General features: G+C 73.2%; 11 protein-coding genes and 1 tRNA gene. 9 read left to right on the forward strand and 3 right to left on the reverse strand.

The features are described 5' to 3' along the window. Nucleotides 1–12: 12 nt before the first annotated feature. Nucleotides 13–1,101 carry an alkene reductase gene (locus JT723_RS01590; protein ID WP_205042486.1) on the reverse strand — a complete coding sequence of 363 codons (1,089 nt, stop codon included), beginning with the start codon at nt 1,099–1,101 and terminating at the stop codon, nt 13–15. Nucleotides 1,102–1,281: 180 nt separating this feature from the next. On the opposite strand from JT723_RS01590, the gene JT723_RS01595 reads away from it, so the two are divergent. Together JT723_RS01595 and JT723_RS01600 are read left to right on the forward strand one after the other, a co-directional pair. Then, a tRNA-Ala gene (locus JT723_RS01595) sits at nt 1,282–1,354 on the forward strand. A gap of 175 nt (nt 1,355–1,529) precedes the next feature. Beyond that, nucleotides 1,530–2,261 carry a DUF7873 family protein gene (locus JT723_RS01600; protein WP_205042487.1) on the forward strand — a complete coding sequence of 244 codons (732 nt, stop codon included), beginning with the start codon at nt 1,530–1,532 and terminating at the stop codon, nt 2,259–2,261. Nucleotides 2,262–2,651: 390 nt separating this feature from the next. Here the strand turns inward: JT723_RS01600 and JT723_RS01605 are convergent, their stop codons facing one another. Continuing rightward, on the reverse strand, nt 2,652–3,851 hold the full coding sequence (locus JT723_RS01605) for an MFS transporter (protein ID WP_205042488.1): 1,200 nt from the start codon (nt 3,849–3,851) through the stop codon (nt 2,652–2,654). 239 nt (nt 3,852–4,090) lie between these two features. Between JT723_RS01605 and JT723_RS01610 the strand changes: the two genes are divergently transcribed. Next, nucleotides 4,091–4,438: a VOC family protein gene (locus JT723_RS01610; RefSeq protein ID WP_205042798.1), complete on the forward strand. Its 348-nt coding sequence runs from the start codon at nt 4,091–4,093 to the stop codon at nt 4,436–4,438. 53 nt (nt 4,439–4,491) lie between these two features. On the opposite strand, the gene JT723_RS01615 is transcribed toward JT723_RS01610, so the two are convergent. Next, nucleotides 4,492–5,262: an isocitrate lyase/PEP mutase family protein gene (locus JT723_RS01615; RefSeq protein ID WP_205042489.1), complete on the reverse strand. Its 771-nt coding sequence runs from the start codon at nt 5,260–5,262 to the stop codon at nt 4,492–4,494. A 339-nt stretch (nt 5,263–5,601) separates the two neighbouring features. On the opposite strand from JT723_RS01615, the gene JT723_RS01620 reads away from it, so the two are divergent. The 6 genes from JT723_RS01620 to JT723_RS01645 all read left to right on the forward strand — a co-directional run bounded on the left by JT723_RS01620 (nt 5,602) and on the right by JT723_RS01645 (nt 16,529). Beyond that, nucleotides 5,602–7,563, forward strand: coding sequence for a S53 family peptidase (locus JT723_RS01620; RefSeq protein ID WP_205042490.1), 1,962 nt, complete (start codon nt 5,602–5,604; stop codon nt 7,561–7,563). A 258-nt stretch (nt 7,564–7,821) separates the two neighbouring features. Further along, on the forward strand, nt 7,822–10,707 hold the full coding sequence (leuS, locus tag JT723_RS01625; protein ID WP_205042491.1) for a leucine--tRNA ligase: 2,886 nt from the start codon (nt 7,822–7,824) through the stop codon (nt 10,705–10,707). A 134-nt stretch (nt 10,708–10,841) separates the two neighbouring features. After that, nucleotides 10,842–11,420: a hypothetical protein gene (locus tag JT723_RS01630; RefSeq protein WP_205042492.1), complete on the forward strand. Its 579-nt coding sequence runs from the start codon at nt 10,842–10,844 to the stop codon at nt 11,418–11,420. A 368-nt stretch (nt 11,421–11,788) separates the two neighbouring features. After that, nucleotides 11,789–12,634 carry a DegV family protein gene (locus JT723_RS01635; protein ID WP_205042493.1) on the forward strand — a complete coding sequence of 282 codons (846 nt, stop codon included), beginning with the start codon at nt 11,789–11,791 and terminating at the stop codon, nt 12,632–12,634. A gap of 86 nt (nt 12,635–12,720) precedes the next feature. Beyond that, nucleotides 12,721–13,518: a ComEA family DNA-binding protein gene (locus tag JT723_RS01640; protein ID WP_240164886.1), complete on the forward strand. Its 798-nt coding sequence runs from the start codon at nt 12,721–12,723 to the stop codon at nt 13,516–13,518. Between the two features lie 461 nt (nt 13,519–13,979). Further along, on the forward strand, nt 13,980–16,529 hold the full coding sequence (locus JT723_RS01645) for a ComEC/Rec2 family competence protein (protein WP_251512805.1): 2,550 nt from the start codon (nt 13,980–13,982) through the stop codon (nt 16,527–16,529). The last annotated feature ends 86 nt before the right edge of the window (nt 16,530–16,615 follow it).

Consider the following 16,615-nt stretch of genomic DNA (forward strand, 5'->3'; position numbering starts at 1 on the left):
CGGTCTGCGGCTCTACGGCTGCGGCTGCCGCCGCGTCTCCAGCGCCGGGTAGTCGGTGTAGCCGCGGTCGTCTCCGCCGTAGTACGTCGCCCGGTCCGGGGTGTTGAACGGGCCGCCCGCGCGCAGCCTTTCCGGCAGGTCGGGGTTGGCGAGGAAGAGGGCGCCGTAGGAGACGAGGTCGGCGGTGCCGTCCTCGACCAGAGCCAGCTCTTCCGGGCCCGACAGGCGGCCCTGCGTCCTGGCGTTGAGTATCAGCGCCCCCGCGAAGCGCTTGCGCAGTTCCAGGGTCAGCGAGCGCTCGCCCGTCTCCACGATGTGCAGGTAGCCGGGGCCGACCGGCTCCAGGGCGCGCAGCAGCGCCGTGTACGCCGGCTCCGGGTCCGGTTCGTCGATGTCGCCCAGCGGGTTGCCCGGCGAGATCCGCAGGCCCGTGCGCTCCGCGCCGATCGCTTCCGCGACCGCCGTCACCAGCTCCACCGCGAAGCGCGCCCGCCGCTCGGGCGAGCCGCCCCAGCCGTCGGTGCGCAGGTTGGCGTTCGGCGCGAGGAACTGGTGGGCCAGGTAGCCGTTGGCGGCGTGCACCTCGACGCCGTCGAAGCCGGCCGCGACCGCGTTGCGTGCCGCGGCCGCGTGCTCCTCGACGGCGCGCGCGATGCCCTCCTCCGTCAGCTCCTGCGGCTCCTCGAACTCCCGCGGCCCCTGCGCGGTGTAGACGCTGCCCTTGGGCCGTACCGCGGACGGGCTCACCGGCCGCAGCCCGTCGGGCAGCAGCGAGCGGTGCCCGATCCGCCCGGTGTGCATGAGCTGCGCGAAGATCCGCCCGCCCGCCTCGTGCACGGCGTCGGTCACCCGCCGCCACCCGGCCGCCTGCTCGGCACTGTGCAGCCCCGGCGTGTCCGGGTAGCCCTGCCCCCCGGCCGACGGCTGCGTCCCCTCGGTGACGATCAGCCCGGCGGACGCGCGCTGCGCGTAGTACGTGGCGGTGCTCGCCGTAGGACTGAGCCCCGGCCCGTACGCCCGGCTGCGCGTCATCGGCGCCATCACGATCCGGTTCCGCAACCGGCTCCCGCCCAGGTCAATCGGATCGAACGCGGTGGTCACAGCGGCCTCCCCCCGTCTCGTCCAGTCGGCCCCCGCCACCGTAACCCGCCAAGTCCTCCCGTTTTGTTGCCGGCGCATGAACACCCCCGCCGCCCGCGGACCGCCCGCCAAACGATTTGCAGCCCCTCCCCGTCCAGCGTGTAAAGTAACCCCAGGTCGCCGCCCATACCGGCACCGCGCGGGGCTGTAGCTCAGTTGGTAGAGCGCTTGCATGGCATGCAAGAGGTCCGGGGTTCAATTCCCCGTAGCTCCACAGATCAGAAGGCGGGGCCTGACCGCATTTTTGCGGCCAGGCCCTGCCTCCTCTCTGCCGCGGCGAGGGGCTCCCTCAGCTTGGTCAGCTCGCCGCCCCGCCCCCCCGGGCTGGAAGAGACGGGGCAGGCGCTTAATCGGATGTGAGTGCGGTGCGGGGCTGTTAGGTTCGCCGTGTGCCGAAGCTGAATCAGATCATCGCAGTCGAAAAGGGCGTCAAGTCCAAGGCTCTCCAAGAGCTCACCCAGGCTCACCAGGACGTGCAGAAGCCCGCCCTGCTTGCCGGTATCTCCCGGACCTATCAGCCCAAGGACGAGGAGGGCGAGCAGTTGCCGCCCGAGTCCACGCGGGTGCAGATCAAGGCCGAGGACGCTCTGCGGACGACCGCCGGGACGCTGACGCGGCTCTTCGACGTGACCGCGACGAAGGACTGGGCGAACCGGTCCGCGGCCGCGGACGTGGTGGTCGACGGTACGGTGCTGCTGCCCCAGGTGCCGGTCCCGTACCTGCTGTTCCTGGAGAAGCAGCTCACCGATCTGCACACCTTCGTGCGCAAGCTGCCGGTGCTCGACGCCTCCGAGTCGTGGAATCTGGACCCGTCGACGGACTCGTGGAAGACGGACCCGGTGCGGACCATCCGCACGAAGAAGGTCCCGCGCAACCACGTGAAGGCCGAGGCCACGGAGAAGCACCCGGCGCAGGTCGAGGTGTACTACGAGGACGTCCCGGTCGGTTACTGGACCACGGTGAAGTTCTCCGGCGCGCTGCCCGCCCGGCGGGTCAACGAGCTCCTCGACCGCGTGGAGAAGCTCCAGCAGGCCGTCAAGTTCGCCCGCGAGGAGGCGAACAACACCGAGGTCACCGACCAGCGGGTCGGCGACGCGGTTTTCGGCTACCTCTTCCGGTAGCCGCCACATACGCCCTCCGTCGCGAGGCGGAGGGTGCGCGATGAGCGCAAGCTGAAACTGATGTTGAAGCTGATGAAGGGGTGTCAGTTGGGGGTTCGAATCCCTCTCCCCGCACCACGTGCGGGGGTGGCCCAAGCCTGGCAGAGGCGGCCCCGTGAAACTCAGATTCTCGCTCCAGTCTCAGTATTCGCCGCCGAACACCGGATCGACCGAGCGTGGGCGAACATCGACGGACGGGGGTTCAAGTCCCCCCGGCGCCTCTCTCGTGGCGCTGTAGTTCAAAGGCAGAACACGTCGATCTCAACATGACCCGCGGCTCTTAAACGCCGTCGGTGTGCGCAATTGGGTGGCAAGCTGGAGCCCGGGAGCTGGACATGCTCCCGGGCTCCGTCACACTGCCGCGCGGGCGGTCGGGGGGCGGGGGGTCAGGAGGGTGGCGAGGGCTGTGGTCGTCAGGAGGACTGCGGTGGCCGCTGGGAAGGCGGGGGCCGGGCCGTAGCGGGCGATCAGGATGCCGGCGGCCGCTGAGCCTGCCGCGCTGCCGAGGTTGTAGGCCGTGTTGATCCACGCGCTCGCCTCCGTGCGGGAGCCGGCCGTCACCAGGGTGTCGACCTGGAGGTAGGCGGTGATCAGCAGCGTGTCGGAGCAGGCGCCCGCCAGGAGGAGGCCGAGGGCGACGGCGGCAAGGGCCGGGGCCGCGGCGGGCAGGGCGTAGCAGGCGGCGGCGAGTGCGCCCAGGGCCAGCAGGCGGGTGCGGGCTGAGGCACGCCACCGGGTGCGGCCGTAGAGGAGGCCGCCGGCGGCGCCGCCGACCGCGCACACGGCCATCAGCGGACCGGCGACGGCCGCACCCCTGGCGGCCACGACGCCCACCTCGGCGAGCGCCAGCGCGCTGCCGCTGCCCAGGACCATCAGCAGGAGCGTGCCGAAGCCCGGTGCGGAAGGCGGCCCGAGCCTGCGGCGTACGTCCGCGGCGGCCGGCGCGTGCACGGCGGCCGGGCCGAGGACGGACGCGAAGGCGGTGAAGCCGACCACGGCGACGACCGCGGTGGCCGCGAGCGCCAGCGGTGCCGAGGTCGCGGCGGTCAGCAGGCCGCCGAGGACCGGGCCTGCGGCGAAGACGGTGGACTCGGTCACGGCGTCGAGGCTCAGCGCGGTCTGCCGCTGCTCCTGACTGCCGGTCAGTTCGCCCCAGCGGGTCCGCATCAGCGGCCCGACGGGCGGCGGGAAGACCCCGGCGGCCACCGCGAGCGCCACCGCGAGCCACGCCTCCATGCCGAGCGCGGCCCCGGCGGCCAGGCAGCCGAGGAGGGCGCCGTAGAGCAGGGTCAGGGCGGGGAGTGCGGCGCGGCGGTGTTCGACCAGCCGGGAGCGGTACGGGCCGAGGACGGCCGAGGCCAGGCCGAACAGCCCGGCGGCGGTGCCGGCGACGGCGTAGGACCCGGTGCCGTCGCGTACGGCGAGCAGCAGCGGGAGCGAGAGCAGGCCGTACGACATGCGGGCCAGCGTGGCGGTGGCGAAGAGCGCGCGGGCGCGCGGCAGTGCGAGGACAGCGCGATAGGACGCGCTGCCCGGGGCAGGGCGGGACATGAGGGGTCTCCGGAGTCGGGCGGAAGGTGAACGACCGGGCGTCCGGGCGCATTGCGCGGCGGACGGCGGGTCGTTCAGTGGGGTCCGGAGATCATGGGGGCAGTGTAGTGCCGGGATTGTCCCCGGTACAGGTCCCGGGTCACGGTCGGCGGTCCCGTGCGCCGGCAAGGAGATCGCCGGTGGAGCCGGTACGGCCGGTGGCGCCGGCAGAGGTCGTGGTCTACGGATCGGAGGTCGCCGTGAGCGTTCGCCGTGTGGTGCCCAACGTGCGGTCGGAGGACGTGGCGGCAAGCCGCGGCTTCTACGGGCTGCTGGGGTTCGAGGAGGCCATGGACCTGGGGTGGATCGTGACGCTCGCCTCTCCCGTGGCGCCGGGCGCGCAGGTCAGCTTCATGGCGGCCGACCTGACGGCGCCGGTGGTCGCCGACATGAGCGTCGAGGTGGACGACGTGGACGCGGTCTACGAGGCGGTGCGGGGGAGCGGGGCCGAGATCGTGCACCCCCTGCAGGACGAGGAGTGGGGTGTGCGGCGCTTCTTCGTACGCGACCCGCACGGCCGTGTCGTCAACGTGCTGTCCCACCTGTGACAGGCGCACGGGTGAGCGCACGATTCGGGCCGCGCCCCGCACATGACGCCCGCTCACCCCGCCTGGCTGTGCCGCACCAGCCGCTGCTGCATCGTCGCGTACGGCGTCGCCTTGGGCGGCGTGCGGCCGGCGCGGGCCTCGGTGGCGACGGAAACGGCGGCGTCCAGGGCGGCGCGGTAGGGGAGCGACCCGGTGCTCACCCTGCGGACGCCGAGTTCGCCCAGCTCGGCCAGGGTCAGGCCCGGCACGAGCAGGACGTTGACCGGGACCGGTGTGCCGGCGGTCAGGGCGCGCAGGTCGGCGGGCGCGGTGGCGCCGGGGAAGAAGACGCCGTCGGCGCCGGCCTCGACGTAGGCCAGCGCGCGGGCGAGGGAGGCCTCGACGCTCGCGTCCTGGCCGAGCCAGTAGGTGTCGACGCGGGCGTTGACGAAGAGCCCCGGCGCCCGGCTCTTGACGGCGGCGACCTTCGCCGCGTGCAGCGCCGGGTCGACCAGGGCGCCGTCCGAGCTGTCCTCCAGGTTGACCCCGGCCACGCCGAGGGAGGCCGCGTACTCGGCGACCTGGCCGGGCTCCGCCGCGTAGCCGTCCTCGATGTCGGCGGTCACGTACACGGGCAGGGCGGACAGCCGGCGGACGAGCGTACGGGTCGCGTCCTTGCTGGCCCGACCGCCGTCCGGTGCGCCCGCCGCGGCCACGGCGCCGAAGCTGGTGGTGCCGACGGCGGGGAAGCCCGCGTCGGCGAAGGCGAGCGCGGAGGCGACGTCCCAGGCGTTGGGCAGCAGCAGCGGAAGGTCGCCTTCGTGATGGAGCGCGTGGAATGTCATGGTCCCTGCCCTTCGCCGGCCGGCTGTGCCCGCCAGCGACGTTACGTCGTGCCGGGCCGCGGTCCGCCCCGCCTCACCGGGGCGGGGCGAATTGCCCCGTCAGGCCGGGATTTCGCCCTCTGTCGGGGCAACTTCCGCGCTGCTAGCGTCGGTTCGCCCGGCGGCCGGTGGCATGCGGAGGTGGTCGTTCCTTGACCTGCTCTTGGTGATTCCATGTCCCTGGCATGAACTGTTCAGCGAAAGAGTGTCGCTCTGCGGTGCGGCGTGTACGCATAGCGGCGACACCGCAGTGCGCGACCAACGCGAATAACGCGACAACTCGCTTCGCATGGGGGTTACATGAGATTTGAGCGCAGAAGGACGCGCGTGGGACTGGTGGCTGCCGCCGCGCTGCCGCTGGTCGCCAGCGCGCTCGCGCTTGGCACCCAGTCCGCGTCGGCCGACCCGTCCGCAGGACGCCAACTCCTTTCCGGTACCAAGCCGCAGTGGGCCACCGCCCAGGCGGACAAGGGTGCCACGGCCGACTCCGCCAAGGTGACCGTCCGGGTCTACCTGGCGGGCAAGGACGCCAAGGGCCTGGCGGCCTACGCCAAGGCGGTGTCCGACCCGAACTCGGCCTCGTACGGGCACTACCTGACGGCGGCGCAGACCCAGGCCGCCTACGGCGCGACCAAGGCGCAGGTCGCCGCGGTCACCGCCTGGCTGAAGTCCTCGGGCCTGAAGGTCACCGGCGCCAACAAGCACTACCTCACCGCCACCGGTGACGTGGCGGCGGCGGAGAAGGCGTTCGGGACCCAGCTGCACAACTACAGCAAGTCGGGCCACACCTACCGTGCCCCGACCGGCAATGCCACGGCACCTGCCTCGCTGAACGGCGCGGTGCTCACCGTCACCGGCCTGGACACGGCACCGAAGAAGTCCAGCCACGACGACGCCCTGCCGCCGCCCGACGCGGTCTTCAAGAACGCCGGGCCTTTCTCCACGTACTACGGTTCGAACACCGACCCGAAGTACCCCGACGCGTACGGAAGCAAGGCCCCGTACGCGATCAAGGGCTACACCGGTGACCAGCTGCGTGCCGCGTACGGCGCCGGCAAGTACACCGGCAAGGGCGTGACGGTGGCCATCACCGACGCGTACGCCTCGCCCTACATCGCGCAGGACGCGGCACGCTACGCCAAGGACACCGGCGGCCAGAAGTACCGCAAGGGCCAGCTCTCGCAGGTCCTCCCGGCCGACTACAACAGCACCGAGGACTGCGACGCCGGCGGCTGGTACGGCGAGGAGACCCTGGACGTGGAGGCGGTGCACGCGGTCGCCCCCGACGCGGACATCGTCTACGTCGGCGGTGCCTCCTGCTTCGACAACGACCTGCTCGACGCCCTGAACAAGGTCGTCGACAACCACCTGGCCGACATCGTCTCCAACTCCTGGGGCGACGTCGAGGCCAACGAGACGCCGGACATCGCGGCGGCCTACGACCAGGTCTTCCAGCAGGGCGCGGTCGAGGGCATCGGCTTCTACTTCTCCTCCGGCGACGCGGGCGACAACGTCGCGTCCACCGGTGTGAAGCAGGCCGACACCCCCGGCAACTCCCCGTGGGCGACCTCCGTCGGCGGCACCTCGCTGGCGGTCGGCAAGAACGACAAGTACCAGTGGGAGACCGGCTGGGGCACCGAGCGCGCCCCGCTGTCCGACGACGGAAAGAGCTGGACCGGCTTCCCCGGCCCGTACACCTCCGGCGCCGGCGGCGGCACCAGCAAGCTCTACGACCAGCCGTTCTACCAGCGCGGTGTGGTCCCCGACTCGCTGGCGCTGGCCAACGGCGGCACCGTCAAGCAGCGTGTCGAGCCCGACATCGCCGCGGTCGCCGACCCGAACACCGGCTTCCTGGTCGGCCAGACCCAGTCGTACCCCGACGGGTCGCTGCAGTACAGCACGTACCGCATCGGCGGCACGTCGCTGGCCGCACCGGTCATCGCCGGCGTCCAGGCCCTCGCACAGCAGGCCAGGCACGGCATCGCGATCGGCTTCGCCAACCCGCTGATCTACGCCAAGTACGGGACGCCGGTCTACCACGACGTCACCGACCACCCGCTGGGTCAGGGCCAGGGCCTCGCCGTGGTCCGCGTGGACTACGCGAACGCCTTCGACGCCTCCGAGGGGACCATCGTGTCCCTGCGGACGCTCGGCGCCGACGCCTCGCTGCACGCCACGGTCGGCTACGACGACGTCACCGGGGTGGGCACGCCCGCCAAGGGCTACGTCACCTCCTCGCTGCCGCCCAAGCACGCGCACTAGCGGTTCCCGAGCGGAGTGAGCAGGACCCCGCGGCCCCCGCACCGGTCAACGGTGCGGGGGCCGCACCCGCTGCGGTAACCTGGCGGCATGCGAGCCATGAGCCTCCTGCTTAGCGAGCCGCGCTGACAAGGAACCACGTCGGTGCGGCACCCCTCCTGCGCGAGGGGCTTTTTTGTTTGTGCAGGTTTGCGCGTGCAGGCAGCACTCAGGCAGACGGGCCGCAGCAGCCGTCATGACATCGATGGAGTACCGAGGACGATGAGCGACACCACCCCGGCCGCCGAGACGGCTGCGCCGCACCGCTACACCGCACAGCTGGCCGCCGACATCGAGCGCCGCTGGCAGGACCGCTGGGAGGCCGAGGGCACCTTCGCCGCGGCCAACCCCAGCGGCGACCTGGACTCCGACCCGGAGCTGGCGGCCAAGCCCAAGAAGTTCATCATGGACATGTTCCCGTACCCCTCGGGTGCGGGACTGCACGTCGGTCACCCGCTGGGCTACATCGCCACCGACGTCTACGCCCGCTACCAGCGCATGACCGGGCACAACGTGCTGCACACCCTGGGCTTCGACGCCTTCGGCCTGCCCGCCGAGCAGTACGCCGTACAGACCGGCACCCACCCGCGGGTCTCCACCGAGGCCAACATGGTCACCATGCAGGCGCAGCTGCGCCGGCTGGGCCTGGGCCACGACCGCCGCCGCTCCTTCGCCACCATCGACCCCGACTACTACCGCTGGACGCAGTGGATCTTCCTGCAGATCTACAACTCCTGGTACGACCAGGCCGCCGACCGCGCGCGCCCCATCGCCGACCTGGTCGCGCAGTTCGCCGACGGCACCCGCACCACGCCCGACGGCCGCCCCTGGGCCGAGCTGAGCGCCGCCGAGCAGGCCGACGTCCTGGGTGGGCACCGGCTGGCGTACGCCGCCCAGTCGCCGGTCAACTGGTGCCCGGGCCTGGGCACCGTGCTGGCCAACGAGGAGGTCACCGCGGACGGCCGCTCCGAGCGCGGCAACTTCCCGGTCTTCAAGGCCAACCTGCGGCAGTGGATGATGCGCATCACCGCCTACGCCGACCGGCTGCTGTCCGACCTGGACAAGCTGGACTGGCCCGAGGCGATCAAGCTGCAGCAGCGCAACTGGATCGGCCGCAGCGAGGGCGCCAGGGTCGACTTCGCCGTGCACACCGCCGACGGCCAGGCCGCCGCGGACACTGCGATCACCGTCTTCACCACCCGCCAGGACACGCTGTTCGGCGCGACGTACATGGTGCTGGCGCCCGAGCACGAACTGGTCGAGGCCATCGTCCCCGCGGCCTGGCCGGAGGGCACCCACCCGGTGTGGACCGGCGGCCATGCCACGCCCTCCGACGCCGTCGCCGCCTACCGCAAGCAGGCCGCGTCGAAGTCCGACGTGGAAAGGCAGGCGGAAGCCAAGGACAAGACCGGCGTCTTCACCGGCGCCTTCGCCGTGAACCCGGTCAGCGGCGACCCCGTCCCGGTCTTCATCGCCGACTACGTCCTGATGGGCTACGGCACCGGCGCCATCATGGCCGTCCCCGCCCACGACACCCGCGACTTCGCCTTCGCCCGCGCCTTCGAACTGCCCATGCGCTGCGTCGTCCGGCCCACCGACGGCCGCGGCACCGATCCGGCCGGCTGGGACGACGCCTTCGTCTCCTACGACGCCACGATCGTCAACTCCGCCGGCTCCGGCATCTCACTGGACGGCCTGGGCGTCGTCGAGGCCAAGGCCGAGGTCACCCGCTGGCTGAGCGAGCGCGGCATCGGCGCGGGCACCGTCAACTACCGGCTGCGCGACTGGCTGTTCAGCCGGCAGCGCTACTGGGGCGAACCCTTCCCGATCGTCTACGACGAGGACGGCGTCCCGCACGCCCTGCCCGACTCGATGCTGCCCGTCGAACTGCCCGAGGTGGACGACTACAGCCCGCGCACCTTCGACCCGGACGACGCCGACACCTCGCCCGAGACCCCGCTGTCCCGCAATGCCGAGTGGACCACCGTCGAACTGGACCTGGGCGACGGCCCGCGCACGTACCGCCGCGAGACCAACACCATGCCCAACTGGGCCGGTTCCTGCTGGTACGAACTGCGCTACCTGGACCCGCACAACAGCGAGCGGCTGGTCGACCCGGAGGTCGAGTCGTACTGGATGGGCCCGCGCGAGGGCCAGCCGGCCGGCGGCGTCGACCTGTACGTCGGCGGCGCGGAACACGCCGTGCTGCACCTGCTGTACGCCCGCTTCTGGCACAAGGTGCTGTACGACCTGGGCCACGTCTCGTCCTTCGAGCCCTTCCACAAGCTGTACAACCAGGGCATGATCCAGGCCTACGTCTACCGCGACGCGCGCCGCATCGCCGTCCCCGCGGCCGAGGTCGAGGAACAGAACGGGGAGTACTGGTACGCCGGCGAGCGGGTCAGCCGGCTGCTGGGCAAGATGGGCAAGTCGCTGAAGAACGCGGTCACGCCCGACGAGATCTGTGCCGAGTTCGGCGCCGACACCCTGCGGCTGTACGAGATGGCCATGGGGCCGCTGGACGTCTCCCGCCCCTGGGAGCCGCGGGCCGTCGTCGGCCAGTACCGGCTGCTGCAGCGGCTGTGGCGCAACGTGGTGGACGAGGCGACCGGCGAGGTCACCGTCTCCGACGCCGAGCCCGACGAGGAGACGCTGCGCGCGCTGCACAAGGCCATCGACGGCGTCAGCGGCGACATGGCGGAGCTGCGCTTCAACACCGCCATCGCCAAGATCACCGAGCTGAACAACCACCTGACCAAGGCCGCGGCGCCCGTGCCGCGCCCGGTCGCGGAACAGCTGGTGCTGCTGATCGCCCCGCTGGCGCCGCACATCGCCGAGGAGCTGTGGTCCAAGCTGGGCCACACCACCTCGCTGACCCACGCCGACTTCCCCGTCGCCGACCCGGACCTGGCCCAGGACCCCGAGGTGACCTGCGTCGTCCAGATCAAGGGCAAGGTCAAGGCCCGCCTGGAGGTCTCGCCCACGGTCTCCGAGGCCGACCTGGAGGCGCTGGCACTGGCCGACCCCGCGGTCGTCGCGGCGCTGGGCGGCGCGGCGATCCGCAAGGTCATCGTGCGCGCGCCGAAGCTGGTCAACATCGTCGTCTGAGGGCTGCGGCCTCCGCGATGGCCGTCGCCCCTTAGGGGCAGGCCGGGGGATCCACCGGATTCCACCGGCCTGCCCCGTGCGGTTACCGTGGACAGTGCAGCCCGTCGCGCCGACGACATCAGGAGGAGCCGCTCGTGGAAACCGCCGGCATCGTCGTCCTCCTGTTCCTGCTGGTCTTCGCGGCGCTGGCCACGGTCGCGACGGTCAAGACCGTGCGCGCGGTCAAACGCGGGGTGGCCCGCGGGACCGCCCAGGCCCGCAGGGTCGTCGAGGACACCCAGCTCAAGGCCCGCCGCTACACCACACCCGGCGTCGCGGGCGAGGTCGCCCAGCTGCGGATCGACCTGCGCACCGCCATCGACGCCACCTTCGCGGCGCTGGACGAGCGCCGCGAGGACGACGCCGCCCTCGCCGAGGCCGCGTCCCTGCTGGCCCGCCTCAACGACCACGCCCGCGCCCTCGACGGCGAGCTGAAACTCCTCGAACGCGAGCCGGACAAGTCCCGCATCGCGGCCCGCCTCCCCGAACTCACCACCCGCGTCCACCACGTCACCCACTCCGCGGACTCCCTCCGCTGGGCGGCCCAGGACCGCGCCCACCACGCCACGACCGACGACCTGGCCTCCCTGACCGACCAGATCGCCATCGAATCCGCCGCCCTCCGCCACTGGACCCCGACCCAGCCCCCCAAACTCCCTTCCCCCGGCGAATAGCCCCTCCGGGGCGGGTTCGCGTACGCCGCCGATTCCACCCGTCCGTGGGTGGGGGTGCCGGATCCTGCCCACCCTGGGCGCTCCTGGGCGCGGGGCCGGCGAATGGCGCGGACCAGCCGATCCAGCCCGTCCGGCGCTTGGGGACGCGCGGGGTGGTGGGCGCGGGCGTTGACGAAGGTCCCCTGTCCGCGGGTGGGGGTGGCGGTTCGAGCCCGTCCGGCGTTTGAGGACGCGCGGGGTGGTGGGCGCGGGCGTTCACCAAAGGCAGCCCGTCCGGCGCTTGAGGACCAGCCCAGCCGGCAATGAGGCGCCCCGCCGCCCAGGCCCAAGCTGTCGCCCCGACCTGCACCCCGGGTAATCTCCCGGACATGCCCCCGCACGTCGCCATCGTCACGGACTCCACGGCCTACCTAGGCCGCGACGCCCTGATCCGCCACCAGATCACCATCGTGCCCCTCACCGTGGTGATCGGCGACGAGGCCCTGGAAGAGGGCACCGAAATCTCCGCCCCCGCAGTAGCCCGCGCGCTCCAGCGCCGCCGCCCGGTCACGACCTCCCGCCCGGCCCCCCTCGAATTCACCGCCGCCTACGAAGCCGCCGCCGCGTCCGGCGCGTCGGCGATCGTCTCGCTCCACCTGTCCGCCGACTTCTCCGGCACCCACGACGCCGCGCTGATCGCGGCGAAAGACGCCCCGGTCCCGGTGCGCGTCGTCGACACCGGCATGGTCGCGATGGCCCTGGGCTTCACCGTCCTCGCCGCCGCGGAGACCGCGGAAGCGGGCGGCACCGCCGACGAGGTGGTCGCGGCGGCGGAGAAGCGGGCCGCGGACACCTCCGCGTACTTCTACGTCGACACCCTCGACTACCTGCGCAGGGGCGGCAGGATCGGCGCGGCCCAGGCGCTGTTCGGTTCCGCCCTCGCGGTGAAACCGCTGCTGCGGCTCGCCGACGGGCGGATCGAACTGCTGGAGAAGGTCCGCACCGCCTCGAAGGCGATCACCCGCCTCGAGGAGATCGTCGTGGAGCAGGCGGGCACCCGCCGAGTGGCCTTGGCGGTGCACCACCTCGCCGCGGGGGAGCGCGCCGCGACCCTCGCGGACCGGCTGCGTGAGCGCGTACCGGGCCTGGACGACCTGGTGGTGAGCGAGGTCGGCGCGGTGATCGGCGCGCACGCGGGACCGGGACTGCTGGGTGCGGTGATCTCACCGCACTGACCGCGGTTGTCCACAGGCTGTGAGTTATCCACAGGTTGCGGACCAAGATCATCGCGGTGGGTTCCGAGCGGTCCACGATGATCGGTATGAACGCGAACCCACTGGGCCAGGTCGGCCCGATCACCGTCATCCGCCCGCGCCGCAAGGCCGCCGCGCAGGCCATGGCCGCGCACACGCGTGAGCGTGCCTCCGCGATCTTCGGTGCGCGGGACGACCTGTCCCCGCCGCCGGAGCCACTGCCGCCGCCCCCACCCCCGCCCCCACCCCCGCCGCCGGGCGGCCGGCTCGACGGCCTGCGTACGTGGCTGCTGCTGCGCTGCGGGCTGGAATTCCGCACGGTGCTGGCACTGGCGGTCGTGCTGCTGGTGGCCGTAGGGCTCGCGGTACGGCATTACGTGGCGGGCCGCCCGCACGCGGTCCGCGTCCCGGCGGCGGTCCCGGCAGCCGCGGCCCCGCGCGCACCGGCCACCACCCGGCCCGCCCTGACGATCGACATCGCGGGCAAGGTGGCCCACCCCGGCCTGCGCCGCCTCCCGTCGGGCTCCCGCGTGGCCGACGCCCTGACCGCGGCCGGCGGCCCCCTCCCGGGCACGGACACCACGGCCCTCAACCTGGCCCGCCCCCTGACCGACGGCGAACAACTCCTGGTGGGCCTGACCCCACCCCCCGACTCGGCCACGACCTCGACCACCACCCCCCTGAGCCTGAACTCGGCCACGGCCCCCCAACTCGACGCCCTCCCCGGCGTAGGCCCCGTCCTGGCCCAACACATCCTCGACTTCCGCACCCAGCACGGCGGCTTCACAACCCTCGACCAACTCCGCCAGGTTCCCGGCATCGGCACCCACAAATTCACCACCCTCAAGCCCTTGGTCCACCCATGACCGACAAAGAAAGCCCCCCGAGGGCCGCGGCGAACGGCACGCCCAGCCCACCCCCGGATGTGCCGAGCCACCCCGACGTAGGGGAAGGATCCGTACGGCGGCCAGGCCCCACCAGGGGCGCGGGGAACTGCGCGCCCAGCCCGATCGGGCCGTCGGTCTCGGTGGGTGGTCGGCCACCCCAGGACGTGCCGAGCGACCCACACGTACGGGAGGAGTCCGTGCGGCGGCCAGGTCCCACCAGGGGCGCGGGGAAGGGCGCGCCCAGCCCGAGCGGGCCGTCGGTCTCGGTGGGTGGTCGGCCACCCCTGGACGTGCCGAGCGACCCACACGTACGGGAGGAGTCCGTGCGGCGGCCAGGTCCCACCAGGGGCGCGGGGAACGGCGCGCCCAGCCCGAGCGCGGCGGCAGGTGGGAGCGGGGCTCAGGAACCGCAAGGCCTGAACCCGCAGGGGCGTGCCGCGGTGCATGCGGCGGCGAAGTCGCGGCTGGGGGCGTCGGAGCCACGCCAGGAGGGGCCGCCGGACCTGAGGTTGGTGGTGCCCGCGCTGGCGGCGTGGGCAGCTGCAGCCCTGGAGCCGACCGTCGGCGCGACGGCCCTGCTCGTGGCAACGGCCCTGGCGGCAGCCGCCACGGCAGCCGCAACAGCAGCCCGCAGGCCCAGGCCCAGGCCCAGGGCCAGGGCCAGGGACAGGGCCAGGGCACGGGCACGGCCCGACGCCCCGGGCGCGAGCCCGAAGTCCGGCCACCCGGCGCGGGCAGGGCGTCGGACGCCGACCCTCCCCGCCGCGGCAGCGGCTGCGCTCCTGGCCGTCGCGACGGCCACCACCGTCGCGGCGCTGGCGGACGCCGACCGCCACCGCGGCCCGCTCCCGGCGCTGGCGGCGCGCAGGGCACCGGAACCGGTCCGGTTGGAACTGCGCATCACCGGCGACCCGTTCAGGACGAAGCCCCCGCCGGGTCCCGGCACCTCCGTCGTCGTGGTGACGGCGCAAGCCGTCCGCGTGGGCACGGACGCAGGCAAAGGCACCCGCATCCGCACCCCCGTCGTCGTGCTGGCGGCCCGCGACCAGCCGGCGTGGCTCCGCCTGCTCCCCTCGACGACCGTCGCGGTCCAGGCACGCCTGAGCCCGCCCACCGGCGGCTCAGCCGACCCCGCGTCAGCGGTGGTGCATCCCACGGGCGGCCCGCCCCGCATCCTCGCCACGCCGAGCACGCCGCAGCGCGCGGCGGCCCGGCTCCGCGCGGGCCTGCGCAAAGCGAGCGCGGACCTGCCGCCGGATGCCCGCGCCCTGCTCCCGGGGCTGGTGATCGGGGACACCAGCACCTTGCCGCCGGACCTGAAGGACGCCTTCCGGGCGACGGACCTGGCGCATCTGACCGCCGTGTCGGGCGCGAACCTGACGATCGTGCTGCTCCTGCTGATCGGGCCGCCGGGCCGGGCGATCCGGGCCGAGCGGCGCGGGCTGGCGGCGGCACTGGGCATCCCGCTGCGGCTGACGGCGGTGCTGGGCGTGGTCTTGACCGCGGCCTTCGTGCTGGTGAGCCGCCCGAGCCCGAGCGTGCTGCGGGCGGCGGCGTGCGGACTGATCACGTTGCTGGCGATCGGCACGGGCCGCCGCCGGTCGCTGCTGCCCGCGCTGTGCGGGGCGGTGCTGCTGCTGGTGCTGTACGACCCGGCGGTGGCGCGGTCGTACGGCTTCGCGTTGTCGGTGCTGGCCACGGGTTCGCTGCTGACGCTGGCGCCGCGCTGGAGTGCGGCACTGCACCGCCGCGGGGTGCCGCCCCGGTTGGCGGAGGCGCTGGCGGCGGCGGGCGCGGCACAGGCGGCCTGCGGGCCGCTGATCGTGGTGCTCTCCGCACGGCTCAGCCTGGTGGCGGTGCCGTGCAATCTGCTCGCGGAGCCCGCGGTGGCCCCGGCGACGGTGCTCGGCTTCTGCGCGCTGGCGGTGGCGCCGCTCGCCCCGGCCGCGGCGGCGGGCCTGGCGTGGCTGGCGGGCTGGCCGACGCGGTGGATCGTGACGGTCGCCCGGCATGGCGCGGCATTGCCGGGTGCGGAGATCGGCTGGCCTGCGGGATGGGCGGGCGCGGCGCTGCTGGCGGTGCTGACGGTGGCACTTGCGGTGGGCGGCAGGGTGCTGGTCGGCAGGCCGTGGCCTGCGGCGGCGGGCGCGCTGCTCCTGCTGCTGGCGCTGGTACGGCCGCTGCCGGTGCCGGGGTTCGTGGCGGCGTGGCCGCCGGGGGACTGGCGGTTTGCGATGTGCGACGTGGGGCAGGGCGATGCGCTGGCGCTCGCTGCGGGGCCGGGCAGCGCGGTGGTGGTCGACACGGGGCCGGATCCGGCGCTTGCCGACCGGTGTCTGCGGGATCTGCGGGTGACCCGCATCCCGCTGCTGGTGCTGACGCATTTCCACGCCGACCATGCGGACGGGCTTCCCGGTGTGCTGCGCGGCCGCAGTGTCGGCGCGATCGAGACGACGGTGCTGGACGAGCCGGCGGCGGAGGCGGCCGGGGTGCGGCGGCTGGCCGCAGCCGCGGGAGTGCCGGTGCTGCGGGCGGCGGCGGGGGAGGAGCGCAGCGCCGGGGGGCTGTCCTGGCGGGTGCTGTGGCCCCCGGCGGACCGCGACGCGCTCCCGGACGACGACCCGAACGACGCGAGCGTGGCGATGCTGGTCCGCACGGGCGGGCTGACGCTGCTGCTGGCGGGCGATCTGGGACCGCAGGCCCAGCAGGAGGTGCTGGACATAACGCCGGGCCTGCCGAGGGTCGACGTTCTCAAGGTCGCCCACCACGGCAGCGCCTACCAGGACCTGGCGCTGTTCGCCCGGACGAGACCGCGGCTGGCGCTGATCTCGGTGGGCGCGCACAACCGCTACGGCCACCCGGCCGCCCGTACGGTGGCCGCGCTGCGGGCGCTGGGCGCGACGGTGCTGCGGACCGACAGGGACGGGCCGATCGCGGTGGCGGGCACCGGGCCGGCCGGGCTGCGGACGGTGCTGGCGGGAGCGGGGTGATCCGGGGGAGCAGCAGACGCGCCACCCTCAAGACCTCTTTCTAAAGAAAGCCTTGTAAAGGTCCCTTTAGAAAGCTAGCTTTAGAT

It is taken from the genome of Actinacidiphila bryophytorum (assembly GCF_016916835.1).
Taxonomy (GTDB): Bacteria; Actinomycetota; Actinomycetes; order Streptomycetales; family Streptomycetaceae; genus Actinacidiphila; species Actinacidiphila bryophytorum.

What these genes read in the sequence shown, in the direction of transcription:
- JT723_RS01615 (WP_205042489.1), bottom strand. Translation starts at nt 5,262, where the DNA reads ATGACATTCCACGCGCTCCATCACGAAGGCGACCTTCCGCTGCTGCTG.
- leuS (WP_205042491.1), top strand. Translation starts at nt 7,822, where the DNA reads ATGAGCGACACCACCCCGGCCGCCGAGACGGCTGCGCCGCACCGCTAC.
- JT723_RS01605 (WP_205042488.1), bottom strand. Translation starts at nt 3,851, where the DNA reads ATGTCCCGCCCTGCCCCGGGCAGCGCGTCCTATCGCGCTGTCCTCGCA.
- JT723_RS01635 (WP_205042493.1), top strand. Translation starts at nt 11,789, where the DNA reads ATGCCCCCGCACGTCGCCATCGTCACGGACTCCACGGCCTACCTAGGC.
- JT723_RS01640 (WP_240164886.1), top strand. Translation starts at nt 12,721, where the DNA reads ATGAACGCGAACCCACTGGGCCAGGTCGGCCCGATCACCGTCATCCGC.
- JT723_RS01620 (WP_205042490.1), top strand. Translation starts at nt 5,602, where the DNA reads ATGAGATTTGAGCGCAGAAGGACGCGCGTGGGACTGGTGGCTGCCGCC.